We start from the raw sequence: 24,314 nt of genomic DNA, 5'->3' as shown, positions 1-24,314 counted from the left end.
GCATCACGTGAGCATGTGCCTCCGTCTCTTCGAGTTGCTGAACTGCCGAATTCGCGAACGGGTGATGTTCATCCTGCTTGCCCTGGGCGTCGCGTTCGGGAGCAGCCATTCGGCAGCGCAGACGGTGCCCGAGTATTCGCTCAAGGCGGCAGTGCTCTACAACTTTGCCCTGTTTGTCGAGTGGCCCGAGAGTGTGGGCGAGCAGATCACCGTGTGCGTCATCGGTGCCGACCCCTTCGGTGCCGAACTCGATGCGCTTGGCGGCGAGCCGGTGGGCTCGCGCCGCTTGCAGGTCAGGCGCCTCGGGCGTCTTGCGCCCCTGTCGGGCTGCCAGTTGCTGTTCATTCCGGAGGCGTCAATGGCGATTCTGCCGCAGATTCTCTCAACGCTCGACGGGACGGCCGTGCTGACCGTGGCGGACTCCCCCGGGGCGGCCCAGGCGGGCGTCGGCATCAACATGGGTCTGCAGAACGCACGCGTGGTCTTCGAGATCAACCTCTCGGCGGTACGCCGCGGGGGGCTCATGATCAGCTCCAAGCTGCTGAGGCTGGCGCAGGTGCTGCATGACTGAGCGCACGGTCGCCACCGCGCCGAGGTGGCGAATGCCGCTCATCCTTCGCTCGGGGCTCAAGGCGCTGTCCATCCGCGCCCGCATCATTGCCGTCGCGGTGATCACGACGTTTCTGGCCATGCTGGCGGCCTCGATGATCTTCGTGGCCAACCAGACCGAGGCGGCGCGGGCTGCCATGGTCGGTTCGACGACCGCGCTGGCCCGGGTGTCCGCCGTCAATGCCTCGGCGGCCCTGGCCTTCAAGGACAACCGCGCCGCCGAGGAAATCGGTACCGCGCTGGCCCAGGAAGCGGGCACCCTGTTCGTCGATCTGCGCATGGCCGACGGCACCCGTTTTGCCGCCGTCGAAGGCAGAACGTCGCATCCGGCCGTGGACGTTGCCCATCGCATGGCGGTCAGCGATGACTTCCATTCAAGCGGCCTGAGTCTCGATGCCCCGGTCCGCACGACCTTCGATGACGGTTACTTGCGGGTGACCCAGTTGGTCTCGGCCGGGGGGAAGGTGTTCGGCTTTCTGGATCTGTACGTGTCCGACGCACAGTTGAAGGCACAGATTCACCGGCAACTGGTGTTTGCCGCGCTCGTCTTTGTGGCGGCACTCGCGGTGGCCTATCTGCTGGCCTCGCGCATGGAGCGCTTCATCTCGGCGCCCCTGGTGCGTCTGGGGCGAGCGATGCGAGAGGTCTCTGAGAAGAGCGACTACAGCTTGCGTGTGCCGCCAGCGGAGGATGAGGATACCGGCCACCTGATCGACGGCTTCAACACCATGCTCGACCAGATCCAGAGTCGCGACGCTGCGCTGGCCGACGCCATCGCCCAGCTCAAGGAGGCAAAGGGGCTGGCCGAAGCGGCGAACCTGGCCAAATCCCAGTTCCTGGCCACTATGAGTCACGAGATCCGCACGCCCATGAACGGGGTGCTCGCCATGGTTGAAATGCTGCTCAGTACGCCGCTGACGCCGCGCCAGATGGAATACGCCCAGACGGTGAATCAGTCGGGCCGCGCCTTGCTGGACATCATCAACGACATCCTCGATTTTTCGAAGATCGAGGCCGGCAAGCTGGTGCTTGAGCAGATCGAGTTCGACCCGGTGGACGTGATCGAGGACACCGGTGTTCTCTTGGCGGGCAACGCGCAACACAAGGGAATTGAACTGGTCGTCGAAATTGCCCCGGAGGTGCGCGGCCGGTTCTGCGGTGACCCCGGCCGGATCCGGCAGATCCTGCTCAACCTGGTGGGCAATGCCATCAAGTTCACGTCCCGTGGCGAGGTGGTGACCCGTGTCGAGTTGCTCGAGCGACGTGGCGAGCAGGTGAGCTTGCGATTTGTCGTTGTCGACACCGGCGTCGGACTCTCGCGCGAGGTGCAGGCCAGCATCTTCGACGCGTTCAGTCAGGCCGACAGTTCGACCACGCGCCGCTTTGGCGGTACCGGGCTGGGCTTGTCCATCGCTCGCAAGCTGGCGATCGCCATGGGAGGCGACGTGGGCGTGGTCAGCGAGCCGGGTGAGGGCTCTCAATTCTGGTTCACCGTGACCGTTCAGTATGTCGCGGAGGCCGGCGAGCCGGTGGAGTCGTCAGAAACGTTCGGCAAGCGGGTCTTGCTGGTCGATGACAACCATGCCAGCCGCGGCGCCTTGCAACGCCAGCTCGCTTCCTGGCGGCTGAGTTGCTCCACCTCTCCGTCGGCGCGCGATGCACTCGAACGGGTCCGGCTTGCCCGCGACGCCGGGCGCCCCTTCTCGCTGGTGCTGGCGGATGTGGGCATGCCGTCCATGGATGGTGTTGCGCTTGCCCGCGAACTGCGCGAGGACCCTGCCAACGCATCACTGCGCCTGGTGTTGCTCACCTGTGCCAGCGACGAGGTTCACCCCGATCAGCTGGCGGAACTGGGCGTGGAACAGTTGCTACGCAAACCCGTACGGCGAAAGACGCTGAGGCGCTGCGTGCTTGCACACGACGCCGGCCAGGCGGTGCACGATGCGAGCACCGCCATCAGCGCCGACGCGCTTGCCGGGGTGCGCGTGCTGGTTGCCGAGGACAACATGGTCAATCAGCGGGTCATCATGCATGTGCTCGCTTCGCTCAAATGCGAGTCCGACTTCGTGTGCAACGGCCGCGAGGCGGTCGACGCGGTCAGCACCAACGCCTACGACGTCGTCCTGATGGACGTGCAAATGCCTGAGATGGACGGTCTCGAAGCCACGCGCTGCATCCGTCGCCATGAACAGAGCACCGGTCTCGATCGTATGCCGATCATTGCCCTTACGGCAAACGCCATGTCAGGCGATCGGGAGCATTGTCTGGCGGCCGGTATGGACGACTACGTGAGCAAGCCGATCGAGCGCGCCGATATTCGCGACGCGCTGACGCGTCAGCTGGATCTGTCTGCGCCGGATGGCGTGGATGGATCTGTAACCGAAGTGGCCCCGTCTGTGAAGACGGTCGAGGAGGAGTCCGTGCTGATCTTCGACCCGTCGGTGATCGACGCCTTACCCATGGTGGCCGACGGCAGTGATCCGGCTGCGGGCGAGGAGCTGCTTGACATGTATCTTGAGCATACCTGCAGTGTGCTGGACGAACTGGCACCGCTGCTTGAGCAGGACGATACGCCCGACACCTTGCGTCTGGTGCATTCTCTGAAGTCGTCCAGTGCGTCTGTGGGGGCCATGGCCATGTCGGCATTCATGAAGGACGCAGAGGCCCATCTACGCAAAGGGGGGCGGGTGAGTGCCGACTGGCTGACCGAGGCGCGCACTGAACTCGACCAGCTGAGCGTCGCGGTTGAACGTTATCGGTCGCAGATCCGGGCGAGGGCAGGACAATGATCACGCCAGCCAGACAGCGCAATCACATTCTGCTTGTCGACGACGACATGGTCTTGCGCGGCATGGCCAGCCGAACGCTCAAGCACGCCGGTTTCTCCGTCCATGCGGTCGATTCGGGCGAGGCGGGGGTGCAGGCTTTTGACTCGGGTGAGTTCGATCTGGTCCTGCTCGACGTGATGCTGCCGGGGATCAGTGGCTTCGAGGTCTGCGAGCGACTGAGGCAGATGCCGGGGGGACTGCACATCCCCATCCTGATGCTGACCGGGCTGGACGACACGGCATCGGTGGACGAGGCCTTCCGGCGCGGTGCAACCGACTTCGTCACCAAACCGATCAACTGGACCCTGCTCAGCCACCGGATCCGCTTCAACCTGCGTGCGGCGGCCCTGGCCGAAACGGCCATGCGCCACCAGCGCCAGATGTCGGCCGCCCAGCGGCTGGCGCGGCTGGGTAGCTGGGAGTGGGTGGTCGATTCGGGCGAGGTCATCTGTTCCGACGAAATGCTGCGTCTGCTCGACATGTATCAACTGGGGCAGACGACGCATTTCGACGCACTGCTCGCGCATGTCAGCGAATCCGATCGTTCAACGGTTGCCTCGGTACGCCGGCAATCCGCCGAATCGGGTCGGGCCTACCAGCTCAAGTATGCGGTCGTCTGTGACGACGGCGTCGAGCGTGTGCTGATCGAGCAGGCCGAGGTCGAACGCGATGCGCTCGGTCGCATCGTCACCCTGCGGGCGATCGCCCAGGACATTACCGACCGGGTGGCCGCGCAGCAGCGCATCGATGCGCTGTCATTCAAGGACGAACTCACCGGCCTGCCCAATCGACACTACTTTCTCGAGGTCGGCAGGGGTGCGGTGGAGCACTCGCTACGGTTTCGCAAGACCAGTGCGGTGCTGTACTTCGATCTCGACCGCTTCAAGTCGGTGAACGACTCGCTCGGTCACGAGGGCGGCAATGCCGTGTTGTGCAAGGTGGGCTGGCGCATTCAGCGGTGCGTGCGCGGAGCCGACATGCTGGCGCGTTGCGATGACAACGGTCAGGAGGAGCCGGTGGCCCGATTGGCGGGTGACTCGTTCATCGTGCTGCTTGTCGACCTGGCCAACGATCAGGTGGCTGCTCAGGTGTGCGCCCGGGTTCTGAACGCGCTGGCCGAGCCACTGGTGATCGACGGCCAGCCTCAGTTCGTGACGGCCAGCGCCGGGATTGCGCTCTATCCGCGCGACGCCAACGATGTGCCCGGTCTCATCCAGGCCGCTGAACAGGCCATGTACGCGGCCAAGAAGGCGGGCCGCGCCCGCTATGAATTCTTCAGTCAGGAGCTCGGTCGCCTCTCGCATGCCCGTGCGGAGCTGGACAAGGATTTTCGTCGCGGTCTCATGGCGGGCGAAATGTGCCTGTATTTCCAGCCCAAGGTGGATGCGCGGTCCGGGCGCATGATCGGCGCCGAGTCCCTCGTCCGCTGGGACCACCCGGAGCAGGGCGTGCTGGCCCCGGGTCACTTTATCCAGGTGGCCGAAGAGACCGGGCTGATCATCCCGATGACCGACAGCGTGATGCAGATGGCGTGTGCGAGCCTGGCGCAATGGCGGCAGGCCGGCTTGCCGCTCGTGCCCCTGTCGGTCAACGTGCCGGCGCCCTACTTTGCCATCGAGGAGGCGGTGGAGCGCCTCGCGTCCACCGCACGGACCTTCGAGGTCGACCCGTCGCTGATTACCATCGAGATCACTGAATCCCTGCTGATGAACGACGCCGAAGGCACGCTGGAGCGACTCAATGCGCTCAAGCAGGCCGGCTTCAGGCTGTCGCTCGATGATTTCGGAACAGGCTATTCGTCACTGAGCTATCTGCACCGCTTCCCCATCGACGAACTGAAGATCGACCGCGCATTCATCAAGCATATCGATGAAGGCGAGCGCAACGCCATCATCGCCATGTCGATTCTCATGCTCGGACGCCAGTTCGGTCTCGAAGTGGTGGCCGAGGGGGTTGAAACGGCGGCGCAATCCCGACGGCTGCTGACCGCGGGTGGGCATGTGCAGCAGGGTTACTTTTTCTCCCGGCCCGTCTCCGAGAGCACGTTCAGGGTCCTGCTGGGCAAGGGCAGTATTGTCGCCCCGGCGCTCGCCAGCGACACTTGATCGGCAGCACCTTGCACCCGACACACTTGCCTTTGATCAAAGTGTGGCCGACTTCTTGCATGCACAATGGGCATGACGAGGCGAGAAGCAGGATGGGAGAGCGAGGTGGAATCGAATGAATTCACCCGGGCCAATGTGCCGGCGTGGCGCAGCGCGCGCGACTGGCTGGCCGAACCGCATGGCACGGTGAATCTCGGGGCGGCGATCGACCGCCATGCGGCATTGCGTCCGGATCAGGTTGCGATCAAGGTGCGCGGGGCCGATGGCACCGTCAGCAAGCTCAGCTACCGCGCGCTGTGTGCCGAAACCACGCGAATTGCCCACGCCCTGCGTGTGGTCGGTTTGCGGCCCGGTCTGAAGGCGTACATTCTGCTTGAGCGATCAGTCGAGTTTCCCAAGCTGGTCCTCGGCGCACTGAAGGCCGGTGGTGTTGCCGCGCCGCTGTTTGCCGCCTTTGGCCCCGATCCGATTGCCACCCGTATTGGCGTGGGCGGGGAGGGTGTGCTGGTCACGACCCATGCCCTGTATCGGCGCAAAATTGCGCCCATTCGCGCCCGGTTGCCCCAATTGCGTGCGATCGTGCTGGTCGATGCCCCCGAAGGGGCGTGGTCGGACGGCGTGTTCGATCTGAACCTGCTGATCGCCGAGTCTGGTGAAGGGCCGTGCTCCGTCGATACCGACGAAAGTGCGCCTGCCTTGCTGCATTTCACCAGCGGGACGACCGGTACGCCCAAAGCGGTGGTGCATTCCCACGCCATTGGCGTGAGTCTGGTGGCCACCGGGCGTGAGGTGCTCGATCTGGGCGGGCTGGACCGCTTCTGGTGTACCGCCGATCCGGGCTGGGTCACAGGCACGGCCTATGGGGTGCTGGCGCCTTTGCTCATCGGCGCGACCCTGGTGATCGACACCGCACCCTTCGATCCGCAACGCTGGCTCGACACCCTGGCATGCATGCGCGTGTCGGTCTGGTACACCACACCCACCGCGCTGCGCATGATCATGCGTGCCCGCCCGCTGGGTCAGCCGCCGCTTGAGGCCACTTCGCTGAGGGTGGTCGCCAGTGTCGGCGAGCCACTCAATGCCGAGGTCGTGGAATGGGGGCGAACCATGCTGGGCCAGCGCATTCGTGATACCTGGTGGCAGACCGAGACCGGCGCCATCATGATTGCCAATACGCCGGCAGGCGCTTCGGCGGATGGGTCGATGGGCCGACCGGTCATCGGCGTGCGTGCGCATCTGGTGCGCCGGCTGCCGTTGGGTCTGATCCATGTGCTCGACGATCATGAAGCCGCCGAAGGCGAGCTGGCGTTCGACGCTGCCTGGCCCGCCATGTTCGGCGCGTATCTGGATCAGCCGGCACGCTATCGCAGTCAGTTCAGCAATGGCCTGTACTTGACGGGCGACCTCGCCCGGCGGGATGCCAGAGGTGATTACTGGTATGTGGGGCGGGTCGACGACGCCATCCAGTCGTCGGGCCATCTGATCGGTGCCTACGAAGTCGAGCGGGTCCTCATGGCGCATCCGGCCGTGGCGGAGGCGGCCGCCATCGGCGTGCCCGACGACACCTGCGGCGAAGCGGTGCACGCGGTCGTGTCGCTCAATGCCGGCTACGCGGCGAGCGACGCGCTGGCCACTGAACTGAGAGGGCATGCGCGCGCCCGGCTCGGCGCGGTGATGGCGCCGCGGCACATCGAATTCTCGGCGGAACTGCCGCACACGCGCAGTGGCAAGATCATGCGCCGCCAGGTGCGGGCGCAAGCGCTCGGCGAGTCCATTGTTGATCTGTCCATGCTCGAAGAGGCGAGCCTGCATGAAGCCTGAGGTCATCCGTGGCGACGTTGTCGCACTGCTGCGGCGGATTGCGCCCGAGGCCGACCTCGATGCCTTGCGTGGCGACCGCGCCCTGCGTGCCCAGATCGACATCGATTCGATGGACTCGCTGAACATTCTTGCCGGGCTTGCCGACGTGTTCGGCATCGCGGTGCCCGAAACCGACTATGGGCGCTTGCAGACACTCGACGACATCGTCGCCTACGTGGCCGAACGCACAGGATCGGGCGGTGGCTGACTACCCCGTCGAACTGGAACGGGAACGCACCCTGTTCGACGGGCGCAAGGTCCTGGTGCGGCCGATCCGGGCGGGTGACGCAGCGATGGAACAGGACTTTGTCCGCCATCTGTCGCCCGATTCACGGTATGCCCGCTTCATGGCCACCCTCAACGAGCTCCCGGCCAACAAGCTGCGCTATCTGACCGATGTCGACTATGAGCATCACCTGGCCCTGGTGGCGCTGGTGCAGCACGATGGCGAGACCGTGGAAGTGGGGTCGGCGCGTTACGTGCTCGACCCGTCGGGGACGAGCTGCGAGTTTGCCGTCACCGTCGATGACGCCTGGCAGGGGTCCGGCATCGCCGGCGTGCTGATGTTCACCCTCATGGACGTGGCGCGATCGCGCGGCATCGAAACCATGGACGGGCTGGTGCTGGCCAGCAATCACAAGATGCTCAAGTTCGCCCGGCAACTGGGTTTCGCTCAAGAGCGCGTACCCGACGATCCGGGGACAATCCGGGTGTTCAGAAAACTCTGAACCCGAGGGCCTTGGTCTAGCGAATCCGATAGCCGTCGTGGCACGCCACGCAGGCACCGGTCACTTCGGTCAGGGCCTGATAGGCGGCGGGTGCGTCTTCTTCCTGCGCCCGCAGGGCGAAGCGGCTGGCGGCCCGATGCATGCCGGTGCCGATGGCCTGCATCGCGGGCGGCATGACCCGGGCCATGTGCGATGCGCCATGGTCATCGAGCGAACTCATGCCCAGGCGCTGTTCGGCCAGTTCGGCGGCAGCGTCGAAGCGGCGCTCGGACAGTGCTCGCAGGATGCCGTCGATGGTCTTCATGTGGTCGCGCATGTTCGCGAGCATGTGCGCCTGCATCGTCGGTGGCATCTGAACCATTTCGCGGGTGTCTTCGGCCGCCGTGGCGCCGAGCGTCAGGCTGGTGGTGGCGATGAGGCAGGCAATCCTGAGCAGGCGCATGGTCGGTTTCCAGTGGGCGGTCTTGGGGCTTGTTGACGGTCGCGCCCTCAGGCGGTTCCCGAATGAATGGCGTGTTCCCGGGCCGCGCGAGCCGTGTCCGGATCTTCGACGGCGGGGGTCGCGGCAATGGCGTCGAGATAGGCCTGGGGCAGGGCGGCTTCCCGCGCGCCCACCAGCACATGATGCACATACCAGTGAAACGGACGTGCGTTGGCGTCGATGCGTACGGCTCGATACATGAAGGCGCGTACCGCGTGGCCGTCGTCACGCTCGATGGTGACCTCGACCACCTCGTAGCCCTGGCCCTCGATGGGGTCGAGCACGGCCTTGTCGGCGGCACTCAGGTGATAGAGCACTCCCAGCACCTGGTCACCGGGCACGGTGGATGGTGCTGCATCGAGCTTGGCAGAGCCGTCATCACCCAGTTTGTGGAATCGAAGCACATGGCCGGTGAGTCGCCCGCGGCCGACCGGTGTGGCTGCGGGAATGCGCGCACGCAAACGCGCGACCGACATGTTGGAGCCATAGGCAAAGTAGACAAGCGGCGCCATGACGCTTAACCGATCAGCAGTCGCACGATCACGAACAGCACCACAAAGACCATCACCCGCACCACCCAGACGATGCCCTTGAGGTGTCCGCCGGTGCGCTCGATGGCGCCGGGACGACACGCCATGCCGATCCAGCGCAATCCGGGCACCCCGTGCGCGGTGATCCGGGCGTGCAGATCGGGGCAGTCTTCCCTGGCCTTGGCGGCCAGCACCTGAATGCAGGCAAACAGGGTGATGAGGCAGATGAACAGAAAGAGGCTGACGGCGAGGATATTCATGGCCACAGACGATGGCGCCGGGCTGCCCGGCTGTCAAGCGCGCTTCAGATCCAGCGGCGGACTCGGGCCTTGTAGGCGCGGTAGGCGTCCCCAAAACGCGCTTCAAGGGCGCGCTCTTCGGGCACGATGTGAAAGCGGGTGACGTAGCTCACGAACAGGATCGGTCCAAGCACGGCCGCCACATGCCCGAGCTGCAGGGAATAGCCCATGAGCAGACACAGCAGGCTCACGTACATGGGGTTTCGCGACCAGGCGTAGATGCCGGTGGTGACCAGCGCGCTGCTGCGCTCGGGGTGCATGGGGTTGATGGTGGTGCGCGCCCGCCACATGACGAGCAGGGCGGCGCCCGCGATGACCCACGACAGGTTCATCAGCACGGTGTAGATCAGATTGACGGTGAATCCGGGTTCGAAGCGCGGGTCGCCTCCGAGCGTGGTGCCCATGACAAGCGCGGTCACGAGTGCAACGAAAGGTGGCGGGATGCGTGATTCGAGCGATGAAAGCATGGCGGAACGAGTCGGGACGAATACCCGTTCATTCTAGGCCTTGACGCCGATCACGCCACGGTTTGTTGTGACGCCTGGTAGCGAACGGCACTCAGTCTGTAGAGGTAATGCCGTTGCAACGGACTGCTGGCGGGCAGGTGTGGGTGATCGAAGGTGCCCGCTTCGCGCATGCCCAGCCGGCTCATGACGGCGCGGGATCGACGGTTGATCACGGCGGTAAACGACACCACTTCGTTCAATTGGAGACGGTCGAATCCGAAGGTGAGGGCGGCCCGGGCGGCCTCGGTGGCCAGGCCCTTGCCCCAGGCGCCATGGGCGAGGCGCCAGCCCACCTCGACACAGGGGGAAAACGGCAGCTCTGCGCCGGGTATATGCAGGCCCACAAAGCCGATGAAATGCCCGCTGCACTTTTCCTCGACAGCCCAGAAACCCCAGCCACGAGCGCGGATCAGGGCCTCGCATCGCGCGGCCAGGGCGTCACTCTGCGCCCGGTTCAGGGGCGCGGGAAAACAGGCCATGACCCGTGGGTCGGCATTGAGTGCGGCAAAGGGCGCGCGATCTGAACGCGCCCACTGGCGCAGGATCATTCGCGGGGTATCGAGCTCGATGATTTGAGGCATGGGTGTGAACGCAGAAGCAAGGGACGGAGCGTAGCGCACATTGGCGCAACATGCCGTGTCGACTTGCAACCGGACGCTCGTCAATCGGGTTCGAAGGTGTGTATCTCGTGGCGAATGCCGTGCCCGTCAATCCACAGACTGCCTGCGGCAATAGGCAGCTTGAAGCGTCGCCGGCCCGCGCTGCCCGGATTGATCTGCAGATGCCCGGACACGGTCTCGGCGCGGGGCTGGTGCGAGTGCCCGCAAATCACTGCGTGTGCATCCACCGATTCGTCCAGTTCGGCGATATCGTGAAGCACATGGATGCGCACACCGGCCAGTTCCAGGGTGATGCGCTCTGGCAGTGCATCCGCCCACGGGCCGTGGTCGTTGTTGCCACGCACCGCGGTGAGCGGTGCGAGTTCGGCGAGGGCGTCGAGAATGTCGGCACCGCCGATGTCGCCCGCATGGATGATGTGCTCCGCCCCCGCCAGGTAGGCGAGCACGGACGGGCGCATCAGCCCGTGAGTGTCCGAAATGAGCCCGACGCGCATGGCCTCAGTTCGGCTTGCCCTCGACGACGGGGCATTCCCAGCCGTCGTATTCGCCCTCGTTGTCGAGGGCCAGTTCGAACAGGGGCAGGGTGATGCTGTCGATGTGCTCGTAGCTGGGCGTATCTTCGCGCGTCAGATGCACGCCGTACTCGTCGTGGGTGTCCGTGGGGTCGCCGCGACCCGTGATTTCAAACCCCAAGGCGGCGGCTGCGTTGGCAAAGGCGTCGGCGCCGGCGGCCGTTTTGAAGTATGCGTAGTGATCGATCGGCCGGGGCGTTTTGAGCGCATCACCGTCATTTTCCAGTGCTTCACACACCCGGCGGTTCTGGATGGTCTGCATATCCATGGCCGAGGGATACAGATAGCCGAAGTACAGGCCCCAGTCCTCGTCCTCGCGCGTGCCCACGTCGTATTCATACTCCGGATAGGTGTCGAGCGCCTTGGCGACCCGGGCTGCCCAGTCGTCAGGCTTGGCGACATAGAAGAAGAAATCCCGGCAGCCATTGGTGGTGCAGCGACCGACATAGGCGGCGCCATCGCCTTCAAGCGCTTCGGTGACGTGGTCCTCCAGCGCCATCAAGGCATCGAATTCTTCCTGGTTCGACAATCCGTCCTCGCGGGGCGCCTGCATGTAGAGGCGCAGATAGGCCATATGCGGCAGCTTGGCATCCGGCGCCCGTTCGAAGGCGCTGAGGTTCAGAAAGATGGAGGCCGGCTGGTCATCCACGCGCAGAAAATAGTAGTCCCAGGTGTCGCTCATTGGTGTCCTGTGCTGTGCTAGGCAGGTTTGGGTGGACATGCTACCGGCAAGCGCCCGCGCACAAAAGAAAACGCCCGCTTGGGCGAAGCGGGCGAAGTGAGGAGACAGCATGCCGGGGTAGAGAGCAGAAACCCCCGCATGATGCTCGACGCAAGGGATGTGCCCGAAGCCCCAAGTGGCTGAACTCAAAGCACATGTCTGTGGAACCGCTGTTTGAATGCAGGTGCCGGACGTCGAAAATGCACCAAACGACGGCACTCAAGGCCCGGTTTTGGTGCCCTTCCGGTATTTTTTCAAGTCTTCTATCGGGCTGCAGGCCTTGGTGTGAAAGCGCTGTGGCTCGATTGTGTCAATCGAATGGCATGGTCGCCAGTTGGCCGCGTCAAGGCTTGATGGCGATTCGATTGAATTCAGATCCGTCGGTACCGGGCAGTGACACGCTGCCCTGTTTGAACGCTCTGTGCTGACAATACCGACTCGATCAGGCGTCGCCGTCCGGATTTACCTCGTCCAGCCAGCGCGCGACCGCCATCTCCACCACGGCACTGACGCCGCCGTCCACCGTCTGGGCATGCGCGCGCAAGCGTGTGACCAGATCAGCACTCAGGCGGCAGGTGAGCGGCACCGACTTGGGCGCCACGGTCTTCTTCTCGCGCTTGCCGATCTCGGCGGCGCCATCGCCGAAGCGGTCGGGGCGGTTGGCGGCCTTGTTCTGGCGCTCGATCTGTTTGCCCAGGTTCTTGTAGAGGTCGGTTTTCTTCATTGTCATGTCAGGTCTGCCTGCAATGGCCGGTGGGCCGTGGATACGCGTTGGCGGCAGGCGCACCCGACGTCAGCGGCGCGCATTCTACGCCAGCGGCGTCATTTCGAGGAGAGGGGCGCACGGCGGCTGTCGGGCGCGCGAGGAGGACGTCGACCCGGGGTGGAACGGAAATTGCGCACGTACCGGGGGCATGTCGATGTTTGATCTTCGGAGGCCCATATGTCCATCAGCGCCCTTGTTTCGACCTACACGTCGGCAGTCTTTGCCGGCCGGAGTCCGTCCGCCGTGGCAACATCTGCCGCCCATGCGCCCGATGATGCATCGACCGTGGTGCACTTGTCGGCTCAGGGGCGCCAAGCGGTCGAACCGGCGACGCGCCAGCCCGCGAGTCTGTTGGATACGGACCAATTGCTTCTGCCAAGCCGGGCGAATGTGGCGACACTGACTGAGAAGGCCGGTCAGCTGGTGGGCGCCAGACTCGATGCGCTGGGCATTGCGCGCAACCCCGCGTTCGATCTGGTCATCGAGGACGTCAATTCGCCCCATGTCACGGTCAAGGGCAACCGCCCGGACGCCCGCGCGATTGAAGACGCGATCAATGGTGATCCGGCCATACAGATGGCCGTGCACAATGCCCACGCACTGGCCAGCCATGTGCCTGGCCTCGAGCGGGCTGCCGCGTTCTCTCGCGAATATGCCAATGCAGGATCGCAGGCGGAGGCCGATCGGCTGATCTCCCGCTATGCCGATCTGTTCAGCCAAAGCATGCCGCCGGCGGTCATCGACTTCAGCTTTGGTGAAGGCGGCTTGATGATCGCCATCAACGGCGCGACCGTGCACGGCTGAACACGTATCTCCTGATCGATGCTCTTTCAGGTCGCGTGTCGCGTGTTGGATGCGTCGACCGCTTGATCGGGTGGCGCGCGCCGGTGCTCAACGCCCGATCAGAATCAGCTTCCCGGTCTGCGGATCCCGATACACCTGTCCCAGCGCTTCGTACCCGTCGCCGGCCGTGCGCTCACGGTCGATGTTCTCCGGCACCGTCGGCAGCTCCTTGCCCAGGGTGATGTCACGCTGTTCGAGCTTGCCGAAGTGTTGCTGCAGATCCGGGCTGTAGGCGACCAGGGCGGCGATGAGTCCGCAGGCGAACACCAGAATGATGTCGACCAGGTTGGCCAGCGGGCCGAGCGGGTCTTCCTCGGTGTCGTAGAACGCGGAGTTGCGCCATTTATCCATGGCGTGCGTCCAGCTGCCCCAGGGCATGGTCGTACCAGCGGCGGCGCAGGCGCCCGAGGACGAAACCGATCATGCCGGCGAGCAGACCGATGACCGTGGTGTCGAAGGCGACCGTCATGGCGGTGGTGAGAATCTTGAGATTGCCGTCGCCCAGTGCGGCGAGCCCCGGCCCGAGCGGAATGAGTGTGCCCATGAGGCCGAGCATGGGCGCAAGACGGGTAATGAAATCCGCCCGCTCGATGCGACGCCGGCCGGCCTGCATGAGGGCGGCGCGGTCGCCCCGCTCGGTGAGCTTGCCGATGCCGCCGAAACGCTCGCCCAGGCTCACGCCCGCTTCGTACAGCGCCAGCCCGACAAAGAACAGCAGCGCCCAGACCACAGGTTCGAGCAACCAGGCAGTGATCTGGTGCATGAGGCCCAGGGAGATACCGGAAAACATGTTCATGGGGTCACTTCGCTTGGGTTATCGGGCGCGGCGGCCACGGGTGGCGCCGACGAGCAGCAGGAGGGCGGCGGCCACGGCCAGCCAGGGCAGGTAGTCTGGCGCATCTGGCTCGTCCGTCGGGCTGGACGTGTCGGCCTGCGATGCTTGCGATGCGGTCGGGTCGGGGTCGGCGGTCTCGAGGCGGACCTCCTGAATGTGTGCCGGCGCCTCGGCCGATTCGGCCGTGTCATCGAGCCGGCTCCTGGCCAGCACGGCGTCGAGCTGCGCGGCGCGTTCGGCACTGAGCTGTGCCTTGACCATGTCGTACATCGGGTGGTTGGCGTGGGTATGGCCGCTGCCCGGGTTGCCGTGCTCGATCAGGTTGGTGGCGAACTGCTCGGCCAGTTGCCTGCGGGTGGCCGCGTCTGCCGCCCAGAAGCCCTTGTCGATGGCCACCAGCATGACCGCGAGGATGTTCGTCTGCACGTAGCGGTTGTGGCCATCGGCGAGAAAACGGTCGAGGCCGAGGTCGTGTTTGTCGTCCACATAGACGGCCTTCACTTCTTCCCAGACGCGGTCGTCGATGATCTCCGGGCTGGTCACCTGCCAGCCCCACAGATACTCGATGAACTCGTTGCCCATGGTGCGGGCACCGGAATAGCCCTCGTCCATGAGCGGCTTGATCCACTGCGGGTTGAGGAAGCGGCCGCGCAACTCGCCGAGCAGGGCGTTGTGGAGGGGGTCGATGCGCGTGTCGCGTGCGTTGGCATGGTTGACGACCGCGCTCGCGGGCGGGGCGCCACGCTGATGTTCCACGGCCATGTTGAACCCGCCCAGATAATCGAAGGCATCGTTGTTGTCCATGAGTCCGTAGAGGTTGCTGGCGCGGCCCAGGTAGGTCTGGCTGATGCCCTGCAACTGGGTTTCGAACAGGGCCTGCGCGGGTACGCCGTCCAGCCCGGCGCCATAGGCGTGGCCCATGCGGCGGGTGAACACCTCGGCCAGCTCGGCGCGGTCCTGCCAGGCGCCGGAGCGCTCGACCATGCGGTTGACCCCGGCGCCGTACGCACCGGGGGCGATGCCGAAGACCCGCGCGCTGGCCTGGCGGCCGAGCTCGGCGGGTGTCAGCTCCGGCCGGGCCTGAAGCATCTTGCGCGCCTGATCCACCCAGTTGGCGGCCACCTGATTCCGTGCCAGTGGCTCGTCGCCGCCGCGCTGCCACTCACCCAGCGGGTTGAGCGCCTCGGCCAGCGCCAGACTGAGGGCCGGGTAGTCGTGCTCGATGGTGGCGCGGCTGGCGTCCAGGGCGGCCAGCGAGGCCTTGTCGAGGATGAGCATGTGCTGGCCGTAGAGATCGCGGAACAGACCTGAGGTGGTGAAGACCACGTCGTATCGCTTGGGTTGGCTGTCGTCCAGGGGCAGCCGCTCCAGCCCCTTGATGATGCCGCGGCTGTTCCACACCGGTTTGACGCCGAGCAGCTTGAGGCCGAAGGCGATCATGGTGCCTTCGTCCCGCACGGCGTCCGAGGCCCACAGGATGATACCCTGCTTGTTGGCCCCGACTTCTTCCGTATGCGCTGCGACGCCAGCCTTGCCGCTGAGTACGTCGTCGGCCAGCGCCGCCCCGGTCTCCCAGGCGAGTTTGGTGGGCAGCAGACTGCCGTCGAGGGCGAAGAAATTGCGTCCGGTCGGTAACGCTTCAGGCGTGCGGATGGGGTCGTTGCCCTTGCCGGGGGCGACGAAGCGGCCATCGAGCCCGGCCAGCAGCGCGGTCATCTCCGCGCCGGGTGATGCGGTCAGGTGTTGCCGCCACTGCGCGTGGGAGGCGCCATCCGCCGTGGCACCGTCGGCCATGGAGGCGAGCATGGTGTCGATGCCTTTGGGCGACCACGTGCGGCCGAACACATGCAGGCCGAGCGGCATGAAGTCTTCCTGCAGCTTGGTGAGGTAGTGTCCGACTTCATGCAGCAGCATCTCGTCGTCCGCCTCCTCGAAGCGCACGCCCCGAACTTTCAGCTCTTCGTCCATGCTCGCCTCGAGCTCGTCGCGCAGCCCGGCCGCGTCGATGCGCTCGCGCAGGGCAAGCACCGCCTTGCGCCGGGTCGGTGCATCCGTGGTGGCCTCGGCGCTTTCGATGAGCTGGCGAATCTCCAGCAGGTCGTCGTACAGCTCGGTGATGGCCAGTGGCGGCGTCAGGTGATCGACCATCACCGCCAGCCCGCGGCGCTTGGCCTGAATGCCTTCGCCGACGCCATCGACGATGTACGGGTAGATGCCCGGCAGATCGCCGGCGATCAGGCTGGGGTAGTCGTCTTCCGCCAGTCCGGCGCTGCGCTTGGGCAGGAATTCGTAGGTGGAATGGCGCCCGACGTGGATCAGTGCATCGGCTTTGAAGACCGATTTCAGATAGTGGTAGAAGCCCAGGTACTGGTGCGGTGGCGGGAAGGACATGTTGGCGTGCAGCAGTTCTTCATTGAGCTCCCAGCCGCGCGGCGGCTGAGGGCCGATGAAAACGTTGCCGAACTGCACGCCCGGGATGAGCTGCTTGCCTTGCCAGACCATCACTTTCCCCGGCGCCGGACCCCAGCCGCGAATCCCTTCGATCTGCATGTCGATGAGCGCGGTGGCGAGGGTGTCACCGGCGGGCCAGTCGGGCGTCTGGCGTTCGGCCAGTGCGTTCAGCGCGCTGTCGTAGGCGGCTTCGAGCTGACCGAGCAGATCGAGTGCACGGGCCCGGCCCTTGTGCCGGGCGCCGTCGATCGCGTGATGCAGATCGGCGATGGTGCTGTGCATGCGCTGGCGCAGGAGGTCGATCCGCGGGGCGCGTTCATGGGCGCTGTCGATGGCCGTGATCTCGACGGCCTGTGCGTGCATCAGGGCGCGAAGCGCGGCCACCGGGCCCTCGGTCATCTCGGCCTTGACATGGGCGGGCAGGGTCTCGAACCAGCGGCGGTAGGTGGGCGTGTCGAGCGAGGCCACATGCGGGGCCATCCCGGCCAGGGCATCGGCGTCTTCCGGCAGGTTGACACCCTGGGCCTGCAGCCGGTCGAGCAGCGCCTTGCCGTCGGCCGGCAACGTGCCCGTGGTGTAGCCCGCGGCCTTGAGCGCGCGCAGCATGTCCAGCAGGCTTTCGGGTACGTTCAGGTTGTCGGCGCCGATGTTGTGGCGGCCCGGTGGGTGGTTGTAATAGACGATGGCCACCCGCTTGTCGGCGTTGGGGCGGGTCTGCAGTATCATCCAGCGTTCGAGTCGGCGGGCCTGGCGTTCGACTTCGCCATCGATCACATGACTCATCGCCACGCTCGCACCCGTGCGCTCATCGAGCCGCTCGGGTTCGGAGACCGCCAGCACCTGTGGCTGGCTGATGCCCTGCAACTCGGGCATGGCCAGGCGGTAGTGCACCTTTTCGGCGGGCACGCCTTCGTTCGACAGACGCCATTCGGCCTCGGTGAGTTCGCGTTGGCGCAGGGCCTTGAGCACGGGCACGTCCAGTTGCGTCAGCAAGGCGGTGACGTCTTCGCGATGCTCGCCGCCACCGATCACGAAATCCTGCACGGCGACGACAGCCATCGCGCTTTTTGCCGTCGCCCTGAAGCGCGTCATGGTGTGAATGGCCTCCAGGCTCGGTTCGCCCCAGGCCGCCAGCACCGAAATGCATTGCCACGGCCGGCCGTCGCACAGGCGCTCGTGCAGCGCCCATTCGCCGGACAGATCGCCGGTGTCGTGATCGAGCAGCCACAGGGTGGGGCGTGCCGGGTCGGCCTGCCCGAGCAGTTCAGGCGCGCTCAGCCAGCGCGGGCCGTGATCGCCGTGGAGTGCATAGCGCACCGGCGGCACCGGTCTCACCGGTGCCTGTCGCTCGCCGCCGCTGGAGATCATGTTGAGCAAGCTGGCCGCATTGTCGGCAGATCGGTTGATCCAGTAGGCCCGGGCCTGCAGCCAGTGCGCGTACTGCGGGTACTGCGTCCTGGCGGCGGCGAGTGCTTCTGGCGAGAACAGCGCCATCTTTTCGTCGACAACCTGTGCCGGTAGCCCGCTTGCAAAGATGTTGCCGTAGCGGTCGTGCTGCAAGGGGAGCAGGCGACGGTCGCTGTGCAACACGAAGCGCAACTGGTCCTTCCGGTACTTGAGCGCGAGCAGTCGTTCGACGGACTCGCCAAACACCGCCAGCATCAGCACGGCATCGTGCCTGGCGACAAGCGCCTGAAGCTGTGCGTCGTCCATGCGGGCCAGTTGCGAGAGCGAGCGCACCTGAACGCCTTGGGCGGGGCGCGCGTCGAGCAACTGGTGTGCGCCGGCGACCACCGTGGCGGCCGAGCGGTCTGAGACGATGGCCAGTACGCCAAGATCGTCCGCGTGGGCCCGTGGCGCCAAGGAAAGCAGACACAGCGCCAGACACAGGCACTGCCAGAGGACGCCACACGAGCGCAACATCGAAGACATGAGAGACCATCCCGCCCGCGCGCACCCGCCCGGACATCATTGGGTTTTCGATGAAAGCCGCCGGGAAAGGGGATGGCACGATCGTGTCCACGGCGCCCCGCCTGGATGACTTTCTCCTGGGTCTCAGGCCGGTCTCCGGACTCACAGATCGTCGAATAGCCGGTGAAACACCGGTTCGACCGCCACCTTCGCCTTCCCACGTTTGAACGCAGTGGCTGCCGGGCCGGGGAGGCCGGGCGGAAGGGGCTGAATCTGCCTACCGTTGCGGGGGCAGTACGGGCATTGCTCGATGAGCGCACCCGTTTCCCGTTTCACTCGCACATGGCCGACACGCGCAAGCACCTGAAAACGCCGGCTAGCTTATCAAGCTGGCATGGGGAGTCAACGTCGGGCTCATGAGCGTGTGTTTGTGCGCGTGGGTGTCAACGCGTGTTCGCGCGGCGCATGGAGATGGATTCGCCGCCGATGCCCCAGTTGTCGGGGTCCACCTCGTCGATGACCACCATGGTGGTCGCGGGGTTCTTGTCCAGAACGCGCTGGAGCAGCTGGGTGACGCCGTCGATCAGTTCGGCTTTCTGTTCTGGCGTGGCGCCGTCGCGGGTGATCTTGATGTTGACGTAGGGCATGTGGATGACCTCCGGTGTGGACGAGTGGGGGTTAGCGATCGGTTTTGGCGCTCTGGGGGGCGTCGGGAGGCGGCGACCACCAGTAGGCACAGAAGGGGCTTGAACATTGACGGATCGGGCCGAAGCGCCCGCGCGCCACTTCCAGGGTCGTGGCGCCACATTCGGGGCAGGGGACGGGCTGCGCCGCCGGGATGGAAAACACGCGCGGGCGTGATGTGGTGTTGAGGCTCATGAGGGGCTCCTGCAGCAGAAAAAGGCCGGCGCCCGTAGGCAGTGAGCGCCGGCAACGGCGGTGACAATCGGGAATCAGGCGGCGATCCGGCCCTCGGCCATGGCAACGAATTCTTCGTTCACCAGCGTGCCGACGATGTGGTTCGTGTAGTTGGTCAGCACCTTGTTGGCGACGGCCAGGACGACATCGAAGACATGGGCGCGGGTGTAACCGGCGGCCATGAAGGTGCGGACCTCGGCCTCACTGACCCAGCCGCGCTCCTCGACCACTTTCTGGACGAAGTCGCGCAGGGCGTTCAGGCGTGCATCGGGCAGCGGCGTGAGGCCGACGATGGCATTGATGGTGGCTTCATCGACGCCGGCCATCTTGCCCATGCCGGTATGTGCGGTCTTGCAGTAGCCGCATCCATTGAGAACGCTGATGGTGAGCTGGACGATCTGCTGCTCCTGCGGGGTGAGGCTGCTCTTGTCGACCGCGCCGGCCAGGCTCAGCACGGCACCGAGTGCAGCAGGCGATTCGGCCAGGTAGGCCGCCAGATTGGGGATGAAGCCGTAGCGGGCTTTCACCTGCGCAAGAATGGCAGCGGATTCGGCGGGGGCGGTGGCTTCGGTGTGTTGAGTGAAAAGGCTCATGGGGTGCTCCAGTAGGTTGCATAGGGGGAAAAAGAAGCTCGGGAAGAAGCTTGTATTTGACCGGTCAGTCAACAAGCTAGCTTCAATTGACAGACCGGTCAACTGGCAATAGGCTTACACCCATGAAAACCCCACCGGAAAAGCCATGAGCGCCGCGCAAACACTGGATACCCGGGACCGACTGGTCCACACCGCCTCTGACCTGATCTGGGAGCGCAGCTTCCAGGCCACGGGCGTGGACGAAGTGTGTCAGCGTGCCGATGCCCGCAAGGGCAGCTTCTACTACTACTTCAAGTCGAAGACGGATCTGGCCGTGGCTGCCATCGAGTCATTCTGGGCCATGGCGCGAGCGCGTTTATTTGACGGCGTATTCGGCCAGGAAGGCAGCGGCCTGGTGCAACTGGAGGCCTTTGTTGACGGCATGATCGGCTTCCAGCGAGAGGTGGCCGACGCCAAGGGCGGCGTGCTGGGCTGCCCCTTCGGCAACCTGGGGCAGGAGATGGCGCGGCAGGACGAACACATCCGCACCACGCTCGACGCCATCTTTGCCGAGCAGCGGGCTTATCTTGAACAGACGCTCGATCGGGCGGTCGCGCAGGGGGAAATCCCGGAGGGCGACAACGCACGTCGTGCCGAGAACATTCTGGCGCTCATGCAGGGCGCCATGCTCATGACCAAGGTGTCGAACGACCTGGGTGCGTTTGAGCGGGCGCGGGGGGCCGTGCTGGCGATTGCCCGGGGGGCTTGAGTCAGCTCAAGCGTTTGAGGGCTGTCCCCACGAAGCGGGTCTGGGTGACCAGCCCTCATCGGGTCGGGCGTCGAACATCAGCCGGACCGCTTCTCCGAGATCAAGATCGAAATGCGCCAACGCAGCGGCGTGCCCACTGTCTGCCATCGTCGCTTCGTTCGCAAAGGCGGCGAAGGCGTCCCAGTCTTGCGAGAGTTGTGCCGTCAGGAGTTGTCCCAGGTCGTAGGCGAGCCGGTTCTCTTCTCCCGAAGCGTGAAACGCCTGGCCGGACCAGAAATCCTGAATCGTCTCAGGTGACCAGTACGCTGCATGCATCGCGTGAAATTCTGCGGGCGTGAATTCGGCGGGTGTCGGTGTGAGGCGTCTTTCAGAATTCACCGCCAGCCCTTCGTTGAGCCAGGCCGGAATGGGAAGATGCGTCACTTGCGCATGGGTCAGCTCATGAACGATGACGGGCTCGATCAAGGTCAGGTCGGCACGAGCCGTGACGAAATGGCTGCACCCATCGTTGATGTGCATGCCGCCACTCAGTGCAAACTCGCCGCAGTCAGGGTAATACCGGGAGACATAGCGGTAATAGGTTTCCTGGTCCTCAAAGACAAAAACGAGGGTCAGGGCACCGTTTGCCCGCCTGGCAATGCCATGCAGCAATCGCGAAATCCGCTGCTGGGATTTTTCGACGAATGTCAGCAGCATGTCGCGTTGTCTGGCCGGCAGCGTGCTCACGAGCAGCGTGCTGCCGAGCTCGCTGATCTCGTATGCCGGCCCCAGGGCTTGACGCAAGTGAAGCGCCCAGGCGCGCTGGATCTCTGGCCATCGTTCAGCGATCGAGCCGTGTGCTTCGCCCGAATCGAGCCATGCCATGACGCGACGCCAGTCAGGCGCCGGGAGTCCCTCGTGGCATTGAAGTACATCCAGAAAGTCGAGACTGGAGTGGTACGAATGACCGATTGCGTGCGGAGGATTTTCCTCAAGCACGCGCACCTTGCCGGCGGGCGACGCGGGTTCAGGGCGAAACAGCGATCTGAGTCGAGACAGCATTGAGCGGACTTATCCGGCCGCCACTTCCGCCACCAGATCGCCCTTCATCGCCAGAGCGGCCTTGCCATCGGGCTCGATCACGAACACCCCGCGACCGTTGGAATAAACGATGACGCCGTCCGCGCCCAGGTCGTAGCTGGCCACGTTGGTGGCGAGCACGGTTTCGTCGCCATTCCGGCTGCGTCGCACCAGCTCCCAGCTCGACGGTACCAGCGAGGGAATGCCGTGCACCGGGCGCTCGTTGCGCAGCGCCTTTTCGGCATCGATGCGCTTGCCCTGAAGCAGGATGTCCTTGATGTCGGCCTTCACGCTCGGGTTGTCTGCGCTGGTGAGCGGCTTGCGCGAATACATGAGCGAAAAGAAGTTGAGGTAGTGAAACAGCGCGCGCAGCAGGCGGAAGGGGAAGAACAGCACATCGGTGATGGCGTTCTCGGCCTTGTAGCGCGGGATCTCGTAGGGGCGGCGGATGAACAGCAGATTGCCCTCGGCGTCGACCCGTGGCTTGAGATAGTCGAAGGCGTCGTTGTCGAGAATCGGCTCGATGGTGCCGGTGTCCATGTCGAGGATCTGGATACTGTTGTGGCTCTGGGCGAGCAGGTAGCCGTTCTCGTCGCGTGCGAGGCCTGCCGACTGGAACAGCAGCCGGGCCGGGGCGTCGGGAATCCACGCCGGAGCCACATCGACGGTGTCGCCGCCGGTGACGATGCGGAAGTTGTTGCCCTCGTTGTCGAACAGCGCAATGCTCGAGACCCCGCCGTCTTCCTGAACCGAGGCGGCCAGTCGGCTGCCGTCGGGCGAGGCGCACAGGTGGGTCAGATGAAGGCCCTGGCGCAGCATGATGCGCAGTTCCTTGTCGGATTCCGCCTCACGCCGGAACAGACCGCCGATCGTTTCATCGCGCAGGAAATAGTAGAGATCGCCATTGGGCGCGTATGCGGCTGCGGTGGCGACCAGCGGCCGATCGATGGATTCGAAACTGCGGCGACCGCCACCGGCCTGGATGTTGAAGCTGGTGCCTTCTTTCCAGCTGTGACGCTGACGGGCCCGGTCGCGTCGGGCGATGGATTCGCGAATATACGGGCTGTCCAGTTCCTCGATCTTCTGGCCGTTGCGTCGCAGAAACAGCACGCCATTGGCCATGTAGGCAAACGGGCGAACACTCTGGCCCGACAGGGCCTGCGGCTCGGGCAGTGAAGCGCGCTGGGCGCTCGACTGACGGAACAGGAGATAGGCGATGATTGCCAGCAGCAAAAAGCCGATCAGGATATGCACCGGATGCGCTCCAACGAGAACGGAAAGGCCCTAGTTTAAGCGACCCGGGCGGCTACTGTTTGTCATTTTCCGCACGGCGGGGCGGCTTGATCGCATCAGGCCAGAGGGGCGCCTTTTCGTTTCGCGCCCGCCAGCCGGTCATGCAGTTCAAGCGTCACGCGGACATCCGGATGAACCCGGGTCGTGCCCAGACTGCCCTCGAATCGGCAGGCGGCAAACCCGCCCGCCTTTGCTTCGTATTCGCGAATCCAGGCGTCGCGCACCGGGCGCTTTTCGTCGCTCACGGGCCAGACACCCGGGCGCGGGCGCACGTGGCGATCAATGCCCATCCGCCATGGTTTTCCCGTCAGTCGTGCGCGAAAGCAGTGCTGATGGGCGCACATGCGCGCGTAGCGCGGATCCGTGCCGATGGCGGCGAAAAACTTGGCGACCACGTCATCTCGCGGGGAAAAGGTGCTGTGGGTCGCAACGACGCGCATGCCCGCTGGCGTGCGGTAATAGCGCAGCCCCCAGTCCGGATGCCGGGCGATGAAGCTGCGCATGCGCGCGACCGCGATGGTTTCATGTCCGCCGCGATATCGATTCACGACCCGGGCCATGGCCCGGCCCAGCGGGACAAACGCAATCGCGGCCACGATCCACAGCGGCCAGCTGTTCGAGCCGATCGTCTGGCTGGCCACGAAGGCAGCCGACATCAGCAGGGCGAGGGCGATCAGATTGCATGCCCGGCTGCGAGGAGGGTCGAAGTCGATGTCGGCGAACAGGGTATCGGGCGAGTTGAGGCAGTGGGCCCCATAGCTGTTGCGGGTGATGACCTGTTCGCCATGCCGGGCGAGCACCTCTTCGCGAATGGGTACGCCATCGGCGCCGTTATAGGCGCGGACCGGCTCCCGACGCTGAAGCGACTTGCCCTGAAGGATCTGGGCGAGCGCCTCGTCGGCGCGTTGCTGCGCCATCGCCCTGGCGTCGGCTTCACTTTCGTTTGACCATCCGAAGCGCCGGACCGTGATCTGGCGTTTGCGGTCGCGGTGTCGGGCGCTGGCCTGCGCCCAGAAGTCAGGGACAATCATGACCGCG

25 protein-coding genes and 1 riboswitch are annotated in these 24,314 nt (G+C 64.9%); of the genes, 8 read left to right on the top strand and 17 right to left on the bottom strand.

The window, feature by feature from the left end:
• Positions 1-13 precede the first annotated feature (13 nt).
• From J0W34_RS14000 to J0W34_RS13975, 6 genes are all read left to right on the top strand, one after another.
• Positions 14-571, top strand: a complete 558-nt coding sequence (locus J0W34_RS14000) for a YfiR family protein (RefSeq protein WP_230971683.1) — start codon at positions 14-16, stop codon at positions 569-571.
• Positions 572-602: 31 nt separating this feature from the next.
• Positions 603-3,398 (top strand): hybrid sensor histidine kinase/response regulator, encoded by a 2,796-nt coding sequence (locus J0W34_RS13995; RefSeq protein WP_230969185.1) that lies wholly within the window; start codon positions 603-605, stop codon positions 3,396-3,398.
• Positions 3,395-5,542 (top strand): putative bifunctional diguanylate cyclase/phosphodiesterase, encoded by a 2,148-nt coding sequence (locus J0W34_RS13990; RefSeq protein ID WP_227817919.1) that lies wholly within the window; start codon positions 3,395-3,397, stop codon positions 5,540-5,542. Before J0W34_RS13995 ends, J0W34_RS13990 begins: the two co-directional genes overlap by 4 nt.
• Before the next feature lie 105 nt (positions 5,543-5,647).
• Positions 5,648-7,363: an AMP-binding protein gene (locus tag J0W34_RS13985; protein WP_230969184.1), complete on the top strand. Its 1,716-nt coding sequence runs from the start codon at positions 5,648-5,650 to the stop codon at positions 7,361-7,363.
• A complete protein-coding gene (locus J0W34_RS13980; protein ID WP_230969183.1) occupies positions 7,353-7,610 on the top strand; it encodes an acyl carrier protein in 258 nt (85 codons plus the stop codon). The genes J0W34_RS13985 and J0W34_RS13980 overlap by 11 nt, the downstream gene beginning before the upstream one ends.
• Positions 7,603-8,130 (top strand): GNAT family N-acetyltransferase, encoded by a 528-nt coding sequence (locus J0W34_RS13975; protein WP_230969182.1) that lies wholly within the window; start codon positions 7,603-7,605, stop codon positions 8,128-8,130. Before J0W34_RS13980 ends, J0W34_RS13975 begins: the two co-directional genes overlap by 8 nt.
• 16 nt (positions 8,131-8,146) lie before the next feature.
• On the opposite strand, the gene J0W34_RS13970 is transcribed toward J0W34_RS13975, so the two are convergent.
• The 8 genes from J0W34_RS13970 to J0W34_RS13935 all read right to left on the bottom strand — a co-directional run bounded on the left by J0W34_RS13970 (position 8,147) and on the right by J0W34_RS13935 (position 12,589).
• Positions 8,147-8,572 carry a cytochrome c gene (locus J0W34_RS13970; RefSeq protein ID WP_230969181.1) on the bottom strand — a complete coding sequence of 142 codons (426 nt, stop codon included), beginning with the start codon at positions 8,570-8,572 and terminating at the stop codon, positions 8,147-8,149.
• Positions 8,573-8,619: 47 nt separating this feature from the next.
• On the bottom strand, positions 8,620-9,123 hold the full coding sequence (locus tag J0W34_RS13965) for a gamma-glutamylcyclotransferase family protein (RefSeq protein ID WP_230969180.1): 504 nt from the start codon (positions 9,121-9,123) through the stop codon (positions 8,620-8,622).
• A 5-nt stretch (positions 9,124-9,128) separates the two neighbouring features.
• Positions 9,129-9,401: a hypothetical protein gene (locus tag J0W34_RS13960; RefSeq protein ID WP_230969179.1), complete on the bottom strand. Its 273-nt coding sequence runs from the start codon at positions 9,399-9,401 to the stop codon at positions 9,129-9,131.
• Between the two features lie 44 nt (positions 9,402-9,445).
• Positions 9,446-9,907, bottom strand: coding sequence for a methyltransferase family protein (locus J0W34_RS13955; RefSeq protein WP_227817912.1), 462 nt, complete (start codon positions 9,905-9,907; stop codon positions 9,446-9,448).
• Positions 9,908-9,957: 50 nt separating this feature from the next.
• Positions 9,958-10,527, bottom strand: a complete 570-nt coding sequence (locus tag J0W34_RS13950; protein ID WP_227817911.1) for a GNAT family N-acetyltransferase — start codon at positions 10,525-10,527, stop codon at positions 9,958-9,960.
• Between the two features lie 80 nt (positions 10,528-10,607).
• On the bottom strand, positions 10,608-11,060 hold the full coding sequence (locus J0W34_RS13945; protein ID WP_230969178.1) for a metallophosphoesterase family protein: 453 nt from the start codon (positions 11,058-11,060) through the stop codon (positions 10,608-10,610).
• 4 nt (positions 11,061-11,064) lie between these two features.
• Positions 11,065-11,820 (bottom strand): DUF695 domain-containing protein, encoded by a 756-nt coding sequence (locus tag J0W34_RS13940; protein WP_230969177.1) that lies wholly within the window; start codon positions 11,818-11,820, stop codon positions 11,065-11,067.
• Positions 11,821-12,301: 481 nt separating this feature from the next.
• Positions 12,302-12,589, bottom strand: coding sequence for a hypothetical protein (locus tag J0W34_RS13935; protein ID WP_230969176.1), 288 nt, complete (start codon positions 12,587-12,589; stop codon positions 12,302-12,304).
• A gap of 213 nt (positions 12,590-12,802) precedes the next feature.
• On the opposite strand from J0W34_RS13935, the gene J0W34_RS13930 reads away from it, so the two are divergent.
• A complete protein-coding gene (locus J0W34_RS13930; RefSeq protein WP_230969175.1) occupies positions 12,803-13,429 on the top strand; it encodes a hypothetical protein in 627 nt (208 codons plus the stop codon).
• An 87-nt stretch (positions 13,430-13,516) separates the two neighbouring features.
• Here J0W34_RS13930 and J0W34_RS13925 read toward each other — a convergent pair whose 3' ends face one another.
• The 6 genes from J0W34_RS13925 to J0W34_RS13900 all read right to left on the bottom strand — a co-directional run bounded on the left by J0W34_RS13925 (position 13,517) and on the right by J0W34_RS13900 (position 20,176).
• A complete protein-coding gene (locus J0W34_RS13925; protein WP_230969174.1) occupies positions 13,517-13,819 on the bottom strand; it encodes a DUF2149 domain-containing protein in 303 nt (100 codons plus the stop codon).
• Positions 13,812-14,264 (bottom strand): MotA/TolQ/ExbB proton channel family protein, encoded by a 453-nt coding sequence (locus J0W34_RS13920; protein ID WP_230969173.1) that lies wholly within the window; start codon positions 14,262-14,264, stop codon positions 13,812-13,814. Before J0W34_RS13920 ends, J0W34_RS13925 begins: the two co-directional genes overlap by 8 nt.
• 18 nt (positions 14,265-14,282) lie before the next feature.
• On the bottom strand, positions 14,283-18,686 hold the full coding sequence (locus J0W34_RS13915) for a cobaltochelatase subunit CobN (protein ID WP_230969172.1): 4,404 nt from the start codon (positions 18,684-18,686) through the stop codon (positions 14,283-14,285).
• Positions 18,687-18,795: 109 nt separating this feature from the next.
• A riboswitch (cobalamin riboswitch) is annotated at positions 18,796-19,047 on the bottom strand.
• 61 nt (positions 19,048-19,108) lie between these two features.
• On the bottom strand, positions 19,109-19,312 hold the full coding sequence (locus tag J0W34_RS13910) for a tautomerase family protein (protein ID WP_230969171.1): 204 nt from the start codon (positions 19,310-19,312) through the stop codon (positions 19,109-19,111).
• A gap of 31 nt (positions 19,313-19,343) precedes the next feature.
• The gene (locus J0W34_RS13905) at positions 19,344-19,544 is read right to left on the bottom strand and encodes a hypothetical protein (protein ID WP_227817902.1); all 201 of its coding nucleotides are present in this window, start codon (positions 19,542-19,544) and stop codon (positions 19,344-19,346) included.
• Positions 19,545-19,618: 74 nt separating this feature from the next.
• Complete coding sequence (locus J0W34_RS13900; RefSeq protein WP_227817901.1) at positions 19,619-20,176, bottom strand: carboxymuconolactone decarboxylase family protein; 558 nt, start codon at positions 20,174-20,176, stop codon at positions 19,619-19,621.
• A gap of 145 nt (positions 20,177-20,321) precedes the next feature.
• Between J0W34_RS13900 and J0W34_RS13895 the strand changes: the two genes are divergently transcribed.
• Positions 20,322-20,924, top strand: coding sequence for a TetR/AcrR family transcriptional regulator (locus J0W34_RS13895; RefSeq protein ID WP_230969170.1), 603 nt, complete (start codon positions 20,322-20,324; stop codon positions 20,922-20,924).
• 6 nt (positions 20,925-20,930) lie between these two features.
• On the opposite strand, the gene J0W34_RS13890 is transcribed toward J0W34_RS13895, so the two are convergent.
• From J0W34_RS13890 to J0W34_RS13880, 3 genes are all read right to left on the bottom strand, one after another.
• Positions 20,931-21,965: a hypothetical protein gene (locus tag J0W34_RS13890; protein ID WP_230969169.1), complete on the bottom strand. Its 1,035-nt coding sequence runs from the start codon at positions 21,963-21,965 to the stop codon at positions 20,931-20,933.
• Between the two features lie 9 nt (positions 21,966-21,974).
• Entirely contained in the window at positions 21,975-23,237 is a 1,263-nt protein-coding gene (locus J0W34_RS13885; RefSeq protein WP_230969168.1) for a TolB-like translocation protein, read from the bottom strand.
• Between the two features lie 95 nt (positions 23,238-23,332).
• Positions 23,333-24,307: a hypothetical protein gene (locus tag J0W34_RS13880; protein WP_230969167.1), complete on the bottom strand. Its 975-nt coding sequence runs from the start codon at positions 24,305-24,307 to the stop codon at positions 23,333-23,335.
• Positions 24,308-24,314 lie beyond the last annotated feature (7 nt).

The sequence above is a fragment of the Nitrogeniibacter aestuarii genome, from assembly GCF_017309585.1.
Taxonomy (GTDB): Bacteria; Pseudomonadota; Gammaproteobacteria; order Burkholderiales; family Rhodocyclaceae; genus Nitrogeniibacter; species Nitrogeniibacter aestuarii.
Note: the sequence above shows the minus strand (reverse complement) of the source record. Positions and strands in the feature narration are given on the sequence as shown.

Bases quoted from the DNA above. Each gene is read 5' to 3' on its own strand.
- J0W34_RS14000 (WP_230971683.1), top strand. From the start codon at position 14: ATGTGCCTCCGTCTCTTCGAGTTGCTGAACTGCCGAATTCGCGAACGG.
- J0W34_RS13995 (WP_230969185.1), top strand. From the start codon at position 603: ATGCCGCTCATCCTTCGCTCGGGGCTCAAGGCGCTGTCCATCCGCGCC.
- J0W34_RS13990 (WP_227817919.1), top strand. From the start codon at position 3,395: ATGATCACGCCAGCCAGACAGCGCAATCACATTCTGCTTGTCGACGAC.
- J0W34_RS13980 (WP_230969183.1), top strand. From the start codon at position 7,353: ATGAAGCCTGAGGTCATCCGTGGCGACGTTGTCGCACTGCTGCGGCGG.
- J0W34_RS13970 (WP_230969181.1), bottom strand. From the start codon at position 8,572: ATGCGCCTGCTCAGGATTGCCTGCCTCATCGCCACCACCAGCCTGACG.
- J0W34_RS13965 (WP_230969180.1), bottom strand. From the start codon at position 9,123: ATGGCGCCGCTTGTCTACTTTGCCTATGGCTCCAACATGTCGGTCGCG.
- J0W34_RS13960 (WP_230969179.1), bottom strand. From the start codon at position 9,401: ATGAATATCCTCGCCGTCAGCCTCTTTCTGTTCATCTGCCTCATCACC.
- J0W34_RS13955 (WP_227817912.1), bottom strand. From the start codon at position 9,907: ATGCTTTCATCGCTCGAATCACGCATCCCGCCACCTTTCGTTGCACTC.
- J0W34_RS13950 (WP_227817911.1), bottom strand. From the start codon at position 10,527: ATGCCTCAAATCATCGAGCTCGATACCCCGCGAATGATCCTGCGCCAG.
- J0W34_RS13945 (WP_230969178.1), bottom strand. From the start codon at position 11,060: ATGCGCGTCGGGCTCATTTCGGACACTCACGGGCTGATGCGCCCGTCC.
- J0W34_RS13940 (WP_230969177.1), bottom strand. From the start codon at position 11,820: ATGAGCGACACCTGGGACTACTATTTTCTGCGCGTGGATGACCAGCCG.
- J0W34_RS13935 (WP_230969176.1), bottom strand. From the start codon at position 12,589: ATGACAATGAAGAAAACCGACCTCTACAAGAACCTGGGCAAACAGATC.
- J0W34_RS13930 (WP_230969175.1), top strand. From the start codon at position 12,803: ATGTCCATCAGCGCCCTTGTTTCGACCTACACGTCGGCAGTCTTTGCC.
- J0W34_RS13925 (WP_230969174.1), bottom strand. From the start codon at position 13,819: ATGGATAAATGGCGCAACTCCGCGTTCTACGACACCGAGGAAGACCCG.
- J0W34_RS13920 (WP_230969173.1), bottom strand. From the start codon at position 14,264: ATGAACATGTTTTCCGGTATCTCCCTGGGCCTCATGCACCAGATCACT.
- J0W34_RS13915 (WP_230969172.1), bottom strand. From the start codon at position 18,686: ATGTCTTCGATGTTGCGCTCGTGTGGCGTCCTCTGGCAGTGCCTGTGT.
- J0W34_RS13910 (WP_230969171.1), bottom strand. From the start codon at position 19,312: ATGCCCTACGTCAACATCAAGATCACCCGCGACGGCGCCACGCCAGAA.
- J0W34_RS13905 (WP_227817902.1), bottom strand. From the start codon at position 19,544: ATGAGCCTCAACACCACATCACGCCCGCGCGTGTTTTCCATCCCGGCG.
- J0W34_RS13900 (WP_227817901.1), bottom strand. From the start codon at position 20,176: ATGAGCCTTTTCACTCAACACACCGAAGCCACCGCCCCCGCCGAATCC.
- J0W34_RS13895 (WP_230969170.1), top strand. From the start codon at position 20,322: ATGAGCGCCGCGCAAACACTGGATACCCGGGACCGACTGGTCCACACC.
- J0W34_RS13890 (WP_230969169.1), bottom strand. From the start codon at position 21,965: ATGCTGTCTCGACTCAGATCGCTGTTTCGCCCTGAACCCGCGTCGCCC.
- J0W34_RS13880 (WP_230969167.1), bottom strand. From the start codon at position 24,307: ATGATTGTCCCTGACTTCTGGGCGCAGGCCAGCGCCCGACACCGCGAC.